At 63.9% G+C, this 7218-nt stretch carries 6 protein-coding genes; all 6 read right to left on the bottom strand.

The features are described from left to right. Positions 1–673: aminotransferase class III-fold pyridoxal phosphate-dependent enzyme (locus EN969_RS10220; protein WP_127419104.1), on the bottom strand; the 673-nt coding region annotated here is incomplete at its 3' end. A 96-nt stretch (positions 674–769) separates the two neighbouring features. Further along, positions 770–1501: a LamB/YcsF family protein gene (locus EN969_RS10215; protein ID WP_063167467.1), complete on the bottom strand. Its 732-nt coding sequence runs from the start codon at positions 1499–1501 to the stop codon at positions 770–772. A gap of 12 nt (positions 1502–1513) precedes the next feature. Further along, complete coding sequence (locus EN969_RS10210) at positions 1514–3862, bottom strand: xanthine dehydrogenase family protein molybdopterin-binding subunit (protein ID WP_063167466.1); 2349 nt, start codon at positions 3860–3862, stop codon at positions 1514–1516. After that, positions 3855–4352: a (2Fe-2S)-binding protein gene (locus EN969_RS10205; protein ID WP_063167465.1), complete on the bottom strand. Its 498-nt coding sequence runs from the start codon at positions 4350–4352 to the stop codon at positions 3855–3857. The genes EN969_RS10210 and EN969_RS10205 overlap by 8 nt, the downstream gene beginning before the upstream one ends. Further along, a complete protein-coding gene (locus EN969_RS10200; protein WP_063167464.1) occupies positions 4343–5200 on the bottom strand; it encodes an FAD binding domain-containing protein in 858 nt (285 codons plus the stop codon). Before EN969_RS10200 ends, EN969_RS10205 begins: the two co-directional genes overlap by 10 nt. Positions 5201–5361: 161 nt before the next feature. After that, positions 5362–7218 (bottom strand): hydantoinase B/oxoprolinase family protein (locus tag EN969_RS10195; RefSeq protein WP_164758208.1); only part of this gene is annotated, 1857 nt, incomplete at its 5' end.

The raw sequence follows: 7218 nt of genomic DNA, 5'->3' as shown, positions 1-7218 counted from the left end.
CTCCTATGAAGGCTGCGATGGTGTCAGCCCCTTCTTCGGCGATCACCGCTTCCAGCTCGGCGAGCAGGCGCGCCGTGAAGGCGGCTTCGTCTTCGCCTGCCATGCCGAAGCGATAGAAGTGCGGGCAGGTCAGGTGGCGAACGGGAATGGCCGGCAGATCGAAGTCGCGATGGTTGACCGGCAAGCCTGTCAGGCTGCCGGAGGCGACGGTGATGCCGTGATAGCCCTTGGTCCGTGCCAGGAATTTCTTCTTTTTTGGCCGGCCCAGCGCGTTGTTCATGAACCACATCATCTTGACGATGGTGTCGTTGGCTTCCGAGCCCGACGACGTGAAGAAGACACGCGTCAGGTTTTCCGGCGTCATCTCCACGAGTTTCTCCGCGAGCCGGATGGATGGCTCATGCGCCTTGGAGGAGAAGGTGTGGTAGTAGGGCAGCTTCAGCATTTGCTGATAGGCAGCGTCGGCCAACCGCTTTTCCGAAAAGCCGACGCCCACCGACCAGAGCCCGGCCAGCCCTTCGATGTATTCCTTGCCGCGTTCGTCATACACACGGATGCCGTCGCCGCGGCTGATGATCAGCGGCCCGGTTTCTTCGTGCTGACGCAGGTTGGTGTAGGGGTGCATGGTGGTGGCGATGTCGGCGGCGGCGAGAGAGTTGGAAAGCGCATCCATGGAAGTCCTCAGCGGCTTGGAGAAATGGTTCGGGCAGTGAGTTCGAGATAGTCCTCGAGTCCCTTGCGTGGAGCTTTCACGATTCGGGAGAATGAATCATGGCAGGCCGTTGGAATGAGTGTCGATGATCCGCCGCATCAGCGCGGCGACGTCGCGCGCATTCGGCGGATCGGAGTGGATGCAGACGGTGTCGAAGTCGACCGGGCGGATCGTGCCGTCTGTCGTGACGAGTTCGCCTCGAGTAAGCGCCCCCATCATGCGGTGCTCGGCAAGCGTCAGGTCGATGGCCGACTGGACGCGCGGGATGATCAGGCTGCCGCCGGGAGCGTAGGCAAGATCGGGAAAGAACTCGCCCACGAAGGCAACGCCGAGTTCGGCTGCCGCCGTCTCGTGACAGGTTCCCGCCATGCCGAAGAGAGGGACGCCGAACGGCTTGACCGCCGCGGCAATTGCCCGGGCAGTGTCGACGTCGTGCGCGGCCATGCCGTAAATGATGCCATGCGGCTTGACATGGCTGAGTTGCCCGCCCTCGGCGGCCAGCATCCCTGTCAGAGCACCGATTTGATAGAGGAAGGCAGCTGTCAGTTCCTCCGGCTGAAGTCTCATTTCGCGCCGGCCGAACCCCTCACGATCGGGAAGGGAGGGATGCGCGCCGACCCGCTTGCCATGCGAAAGGGCGAGCCGCACGGTCTTCAGCATCGTCCATGGATCGGAGGCGTGGAAGCCGCAGGCGATGTTGGCGCAATCGATATGAGGCATGATGCCGGCATCGTCACCGAAGCGCCAGTTGCCGTAGCTTTCGCCCATGTCGCAGTTCAGGGTGACCATGGTTTACTTGCCTCAGCCCAGAGTGTTCAACGCCCAGCCGGGGGCGATGTGCGGGAATTCCGGCGGTGGTTCGCGCTCATGCAGCAGTCGAAGCACGCGCGGCGGCGTCAGTGGCAGCTGCCGCACCGGCTTGCCGATGGCGCGTGCCACAGCGCAGCCGATCGCCGCGCCCACCGCCAGGATCGGGACCTCGCCCGCACCCTTGGTGCCTAGAGGCCCCATCGACGGCGCGCCCTCGTAAAGGTCGGCGGCGACCGGAACCACATCCTGCGCCAGCGGCAGGCGATAAGTCTCGAAATCGTCCTGCGCGATGCATCCGTCGGCGGTGAGCGTCACCTCCTCGTGCAACGCATAGCCGAGCCCCTGTACCACGCCGCCCTGTATCTGGCCCAGGATGGCGCGCGGGTTGAGCGCGCGGCCGACATCTTGAACTACGCGATAGGCCAGCACCTCGACATGGCCGGTGTCCGGATCAACCGCCACCTCGGCCTCGTGAACGACGAAGACGGGAATGTCGAGCGCATCGATGAAATGCCCCATCGCGCAGCCGGACATTGCCGGAGTGTTCCTGGCGGCAAAGGCCCCGCTTCCGGTGATCGGGCCAGTGGTTGCCTGTGCATGGGCGACGACAGCGGGGATCGACATGCCGGAACCGGGACGTCCCGTGATCTCGACACGACCGTCCCGCAGCACCAGGTCTTCCGGTCGGGTCTGGAGCATCTCGCCGGCGGTCCGAAGCAGCTTCTCCCGCACTTCCGCGCAGGCGGCGATGCTCGCGGCACCAATGGACACGGTGGTGCGCCCACCGCCAACGCCGACATCGAGACCGGCGGCATCCGTATCGGCTTCGCGCACGATCACCTGGTCGGGAGCAAGCCCGAGCTGCCCAGCCACGATCTGCGGCAGGGATTGCACCATCGTGCCGGATCCGATCTCCACACCCGAGGTGACCAGCGTTGCGCTGCCGTCGGCGTTCAAATTCACCGTCGCCGCCGAAGGCCCGACGAAAACGAACCATGTGCCGACCGTGGTCGCAATTCCATAGAGCCTGCCGTCGGCCTCGGCCTCTGATGTACCGGTGCTGGCGCGCAGTGTCTCCATGCGATCGAGCATCGGACCCAGCACGTCGGCCTCGAAAACCTGCCCCGTGGCACCGAGATCGCCATCTCCCAGGACATTTTTCTTCCGGAACTCCATTGGGTCGAAGCCTAGCGCATCGCAGATTTCGTCGGTGTGTCGCTCCAACGCGAAGGTGTTGTAGACGCCGTTGCAAGCTCGGAAAGCGCCGTTGGGTGGTGTGTTGGTGTATACGGCGCGGCTGACGAGCCGCGTTGCGCCAACCCTGTAATTGCCGCCCAGCGTGTGCGCCGTCATCGTTGTCAGGAAAACCTGTTCGCCGCCATACGCGCCGCAGTCCATCAGCACGACCGCCTCGCGTCCGGCGATGTATCCTTCGGCGGTGACAGCGGAGCGAATGCGGATTTCCGCATTCTCGCGGCAGAGGCAGGTTGCCATCTCTTCCTGCCGGGTGTTTTCCAGGACCACCGTGCGCCCGGTCATCCGCGCCAGAAGTGCCGTGATCGGCTCGATGGACGCATCGAATTTCAGGCCGAACCCGCCTCCGACAGGCGGCACGGTGACCCGCACACGCCCGGGCGCAAGCTGCATGACCCTTCCGGTGACGTTGCGAACTGTCCAAGGCACCTGCGTCGAGGTCTGGATGTGAGCACGGCCGTCCTCCCAGGAGCCGATGGCAACGCGCGGTTCGAAAGGCACATGGCTCTGCCGGCCGACGGTGAAGCTGCTCTCGACAATGCGTATGTCGGGACGGGCGAAGGCCGCATCGACGTCGCCGCGGCTGGATTTTGCCTCCCATGCGATGTTGCCGGCACGTGCGCCGCCCTCGGTGATCACCTCATAGCCGCGCCAGCCCTCGTGGACGAGACGGGCGGCGGGCTGGAGTGCCTCGGCCATGGTGGACACCGGTACCAGCGGCTCGACCTCAAGCATGATGGCGGCAAGCGCCGCCCGCGCCTGCTTCTCCGTTTCGGCGGCAACGACGGCGATCGGCTCGCCGTGATAGCGGATGGTGTCGATGGCCAGGAGCGGATGGTCGGCAATGCCGATGCCGTAGAGGCCTGGCGCGTCGGCGCCGGTCGCCACCGCGCGCACGCCAGGACAGCGAAGTGCCGCCGAAAGGTCGAGCTTGCGGATACGCCCCGCGGAAACGGTCGACCGCAGCAGCACGGCATGCAACATGTCGGGGCGAACCCGGTCGTTGGTGTATTTCGTCCGCCCGCGCAGCTTGTCCTGCGCATCGCGGCGGGGAAGATTCATCACGGTGGCGGACAGCTCAGACATGGAGGCCTCCCACCGACTGGCCAGCCTTCCGCGCTTGGTCAAGGCAGTCGGCCACGGTGTCGACGATCCGCTCATATCCGGTGCAGCGGCAGATGTTGCCGACCATCGCGGCCTTGATGTCGGGACGGCTCGCATGCGGATTGTCACGCACGAACGCCGAAAGGCTCATAACCATTCCTGGAAAACACATGCCGCATTGCACGGCATCGGCGGCCTCTAGATTGGCCTGGAGCGGATGCAGCGCCTGGTTTCCGGAGCTCAATCCCTCGATGGTCGTGACCGCGCACCCCTGGACCAGGCCAATCGGCTTCAGGCAGGACGGCACCGCTTCGTCGTCGACATGCACCGTGCAGGCGCCGCAGAAGCCTTCGCGGCACACGGCTTTGGTCCCCGTCAGGAATCGTTCCCGCCGCAAGATGTCGACGAGCGGCGTCATCGGATCGCCGTGAAAGCTGCAGTCCTCGCCATTCAGCTGGAATGTCACAACCATGCCAGGCCCTCGGTCTTGAGAAGTGCGGCAACACCGCGCTTGACCAGCGGCGGAAGAACCTGGCGCCGGTACCAACCCTCCGCTTCCCTGCCGTCGCGGCCCTGAAAATCATTGTGCTCTAGTGCAAGCCCGGCAGCGCGCTCCGGATCGAGCGCGGAGGCCTGGCTTGCCCTCATCGCCTGTTCGAGCGCCGTCCAGCGCCGCGCTACCGGCTCCACCGAGCCGACGGCGATGCGACATCGTTTGTCCTTGTCCACCGCAAGCGAGACGACGGCGACCGGATAGTCGCCAGCCTTCCGAAGCGGCAGGCGGATATGCGCGCTTGCGACAAGGTCGCGGCGCAGATGAATTCTCGTCACAATCGCCTCTGCCAGCAGCGCATGCCTGTCTTTGAGGAAATCCGAAATACCGATGAGTTTTGGGCCTTCGAACGTCTCCAGCTCCACCGTCGCCTCACAGACGAGAAGCGCAGGGGCGAGATCGGCGGCGGCAAAGTCGAGGGCACAAAGGTTACCGCCCACGGTGGCGACCCTTCGGATACCGGGATTGGCCGCGTTCTCCGCCGCGTCAACCAGACCTTCGAAGCCCGCTGCCCCATGCAATGCGCGGCCAAGGACTGCGTGGGTAACAGCTGCGCCGATCACGACATGGTCCGAGTCGATTTCGACCTTGGACAAGGCCGGTATTCGGTCGAGTGCGACCACCGCGTCGGGAAGGTCGACCCCGCGTTGGGGATCACGCATCATCCAGGTGCCGCCTGCAAGCACCACCGCGCCCTGCCGGCGTGCTGCCATTGCCTCTTCAAGTGTGCTGGCCGCGGTGAACGATCGTCCCACGCCTGGTGCCATCTGTCATACCCCTCGGAGCAGCCAACCTTCGCGGCGCTGCGACATTGTTGCTCCAGCTTTAGGTTCCTGTGAAATAGTAATTCTTTGAATATGGTATCGAAAAAACAGATAACTCTGGCATCCCGCGAGCGCCCGCAAGATTGCGGCGCGCTCGCTGGCGCTCAGACCCAGTGGGTGACGGTCCGTTTCTCAAAACTCTCCCGGAACTGGGCGGTGGTTTTGGGAAGTAGTTCGCCGGTCTCCCAGTCGAGGATCACGGCATAGTGCCGAACCGCATCGAGCGTATCGATCTCGCCGGAGCGGTATTTGCGCGCGACCTCCTCGGGATCCATGCGTGCCCAGCCCTTCCGTTTCGCCCGGATGTCGGTACGGCAGGCTTCGGTCGCCGTCTCGTCGATTTCGTACTGGCACAGGTCGCGGTCGATTTCGCGGATCACCACACCGTAGTCAGTCCTGGCACGCTCCAGGGAAACGTAGTCGTCGATCACGTCCTCCATCACCTTGCGGGGCTCGCGCTGCAGTGGATCGCCGAAACCACCGCCGCCGGCCGTCGGACGAGCGAACTGGTCGCCTGTGTGGACGGAGTAATCGGAGAATACGGAGCCGAGCCAGATCTCGGTCTCTTCTCCGGCGCGCTTCATGGTCAAGCCGTGGGGCATCGACGGCAGGCCTCCTTCGACACCCCAGACGACAGCACGCTCGCGGTCGCAAATATAGGACATGACGGCATTTTCAGCCTCAAGCAGCAATGAGGTCTTCTGCACGCCGACGCCGCCCCGCCACTTGCCGGGCCCGGCTGAATCCTGCTTGATCTGGAACTCGAGCGTCCGAGTGGGATTGACCCGCTCGTTGCCTTCGTTCGGCTGCGACATCAGCCCGGTTCCGAAGCAGGCGGTGGTGACATCGGCACCATCCTTGCCGTTGCGCCCGCCCCAGCCGCCAGGCAGCCATTCGTAGAACATGAAGATCGGCTTTTCGGGTTTGCGCGCATCCCGTCCCCCGGCCAGCAGATATTCGAGGTTGAAGGCGCAGGCGATAGCGCGTTCGGGCATGATCTTCGACCACATCTCGAAGATCGCGTTCATGATCTTTTCAAACGGCATCAGGAACCCGGTCACCGCCACCGGCCATTCCGCGCTGACGATGCTGTTCTTCGGCGCGGTCACCTCGATCATCCGGTAAAACCCGCTGTTGAGCGGGAGGTCCGGAAAGAAGGTTTTCATGCCGGCGACCACGGCCGAGAAGGTCGCGCCCGGTGCGGAATTATACATCGAGGCAATGGTCGAGTGGCTTCCCGTAAAATCGTAGTGGATCGTGTCGCCCTTGATCGTCATCTTGATGCGGATCGGGATCATGCCCTCGCCGGCACCGAGATCCCGGTCGATGTAGTCGACCGTCTCCCAGGTGCCGTCGGGCAGCTCCGCCAGACGCTTTCGCACGGCACGTTCGACGTAGTCCTGAACCTCCTCCATACCGCGCATGACCTGGCCGCGCCCGTACTTCTTGACCAGCCGCAGCAGTTCGCGCTCGGCCGCCTGCGTCGCTTGCGCCTGGGAATGGATGTCGCCAATGATCGATGCGGGATCGCGCGTGTTGGCCGCGATCATGTTGGCAACATCGGAGCAGAAGCGGCCGCGCTGGAAAAGGCGCAGCGGCGTTATCCGCAGCCCTTCGCGGAACATGTCGCGGGCGGTGACGTCGAAGGAGCCCGGCACCGAGCCGCCGAGATCCGACCAGTGTCCGTTCGACTTGGAGAAGCCGATCAGTTTGTCTTCATCGAAGATCGGCCGGACGAGCCGAACGTCGCTGAAATGCGTACCGCCGGCATAAGGATCGTTGATTGCGTAGACATCGCCGGGTGCCATATCGCCTTCGAAGACCCGGATCACTTCCTTACACGTGTTGTGCAGTGTGCCGACATGGACCGCGATGTCGTAGTTGCCCTGGGCGACGGAGTTGCCATCGGCGTCGTGCAGGGCGTTCGAAAAGTCTCGGTTGTAGATGACGAAGGAATAGCA

It is taken from the genome of Mesorhizobium sp. M7A.F.Ca.CA.003.01.2.1 (genome assembly GCF_003998945.1).
Classification (GTDB): domain Bacteria; phylum Pseudomonadota; class Alphaproteobacteria; order Rhizobiales; family Rhizobiaceae; genus Mesorhizobium; species Mesorhizobium ciceri.
This window is presented reverse-complemented; position numbering and strand designations above follow the sequence as displayed.

Coding starts and splice junctions, on each gene's coding strand:
- EN969_RS10215 (WP_063167467.1), bottom strand. CDS start 1,501: ATGGTCACCCTGAACTGCGACATGGGCGAAAGCTACGGCAACTGGCGC.
- EN969_RS10210 (WP_063167466.1), bottom strand. CDS start 3,862: ATGTCTGAGCTGTCCGCCACCGTGATGAATCTTCCCCGCCGCGATGCG.
- EN969_RS10205 (WP_063167465.1), bottom strand. CDS start 4,352: ATGGTTGTGACATTCCAGCTGAATGGCGAGGACTGCAGCTTTCACGGC.
- EN969_RS10200 (WP_063167464.1), bottom strand. CDS start 5,200: ATGGCACCAGGCGTGGGACGATCGTTCACCGCGGCCAGCACACTTGAA.